This window comes from Actinoallomurus acaciae (genome assembly GCF_042429965.1).
GTDB lineage: Bacteria > Actinomycetota > Actinomycetes > Streptosporangiales > Streptosporangiaceae > Actinoallomurus > Actinoallomurus acaciae.
In genome coordinates this window covers 1-1,927 of sequence record NZ_JBHLZP010000907.1, presented here as the reverse complement: position 1 = coordinate 1,927, position 1,927 = coordinate 1, and the positions used below count along the sequence as shown (strand labels likewise).

The following is a 1,927-nucleotide window of genomic DNA, read 5'->3' as shown; positions in this document are numbered from 1 at the left end:
GCCTCCCGTGACCGGGACGCCGCCGAGGCGGCCTGGCGCTCGGCGCTCGCCGGGCTGGACGGCCCGACGCTGGTCGCCCCGTCCGTGCCCGCTCCGTCCGCGCGTCCCGGGAGGGTCGCCCTCGACCTGCCGGCGGACCTGTCCGCCGATCTGGTCACGCTCGGCCGCAACCGTGGGCTGACGCTCAACACGCTCGTGCAGGGCGCCTGGGGCCTGCTGCTGTCGGCGCTGACCGGCCGTACGGACGTGGTGTTCGGGACGACCGTCGCGGGCCGCCCGCCCGAGCTGCCCGCCGCCGACCGGCTGATCGGCCTGTTCATCAACACCGTGCCCGTACGGGTCCGCGTCTCGCCGTGGGACCCGGTGGCGGACCTGCTCGCGCGGGTACAGGACGAGCAGTCGGCCCTGATGGACCACCAGTACCTGGGCCTCGCCGACGTACGGCGGCTCGCGGGCGCGGGAGAGCTGTTCGACACCCTCACCGTCTTCGAGAACTACCCCCTCGGCGACGGCTTCGAGGTCCGCGACGCCGACCACTACCCGCTGTCGCTGACGGCCCGGCCGGGCGAGCGGCTGCACCTGGCCCTGGAGTACCGGACCGACCGGTACGACGCCGACACGGCGGCCGGGCTGCTCGTACGTCTGCGGAACACCCTGGCGTCGATCGTCCGCGACCCCGGGCAGGCCGCCGGACGCGTCGGCGCCGGCCCGGCCGCGCCGGTGACGGCCGCGCCACGACGCGACCTCCCGACCGTCCCGGCCCTGTTCGGGGCGCAGATGGCGCGTACGCCGGGGGCGACGGCGTTGGTGACGGGGCGGCGGTCGTGGAGTTTCGCGGAGCTGGGGGAGTGGAGCGACCGGCTGGCGTGGTCGCTGGCCGGGCGCGGTGTGCGCCCGGGGCAGACCGTGGGCCTGGACCTGCCGCGTGCTCTGATGGTTCCGGCGTTGCTGGGGGTGTTGAAGGCGGGTGCGGCGTACCTGCCGCTGGACACCGATCAGCCCGCCGACCGTACGGCGTTCCTGCTGGGGGACGCCGCGCCCGCGCTGGTGCTGCGTGAGGAGGACCTGGCCGATCTGCCGGACGGTCCGCCGGTGGACCGCTCCCACCGTGACGGCGCCGCCTATGTGATCTACACGTCGGGCTCGACGGGTCGCCCGAAGGGCGTCGTCGTACCGCACCGTGGGCTGGCGAACCTGTTCCTGTCGCATCGGCGGCGGTTGATGGAGCCGGCGGGTCGGGCTCTGCGGGTGGGGCATGTGGCGTCGTTCGTGTTCGACGGTTCGTGGGAGCCGTTGTTGTGGATGTTCGACGGGCATGCGCTGCATGTGCTGGACGACTACCGCGACGACGCGGCGGTGGTGGCCGCGGCGCGCGATCTGGATGTGCTGGATGTGACGCCGACGTATCTGCGGGAGTTGGTGTCGGCGGGCCTGCTGGAGGCGGGTCTGAAGGTGTTGCTGGTCGGTGGTGAGGCCATCGACCCGGGCCTGTGGGCGAGGGTCTGTGCCGTCCCCGGCCTCGTCTGCCATGACCTCTACGGGCCGACCGAGGCGTCGGTGGACTCCTACGGCTGGCACGGCCCGGACCGCGCCCCGTACGAGCTGGACGACACCCGGACGTATGTCCTCGACGCGGCCCTGCGGCCCGTCCTTCCCGGCGTGGTCGGCGAGCTGTACGTCGCCGGGGCCGGTCTCGCGCACGGCTACCTGAACCGTCCGGGGCTGACGGCGGAGCGGTTCGTGGCCGACCCGTTCGGCGGTGGCCGCATGTACCGGACCGGTGACCTGGCCCGCCGGAACGCCGCCGGTGTGCTGGAGTTCGCGGGTCGTGCGGATGGTCAGGTGAAGATCCGTGGTCATCGGGTCGAGTTGGGGGAGATCGAGGCGGTCCTGGCCGAGTCGGTCGAGCAGGCCGCCGTCGTGGTCC

At 73.6% G+C, this 1,927-nt stretch carries 1 protein-coding gene; it reads left to right on the top strand.

Going from position 1 to position 1,927, the window contains the following annotated elements:
- A partial coding sequence (locus ACFFNX_RS48750) for a non-ribosomal peptide synthetase (RefSeq protein WP_378213271.1) occupies positions 1–1,927 on the top strand: 1,927 nt, incomplete at both ends.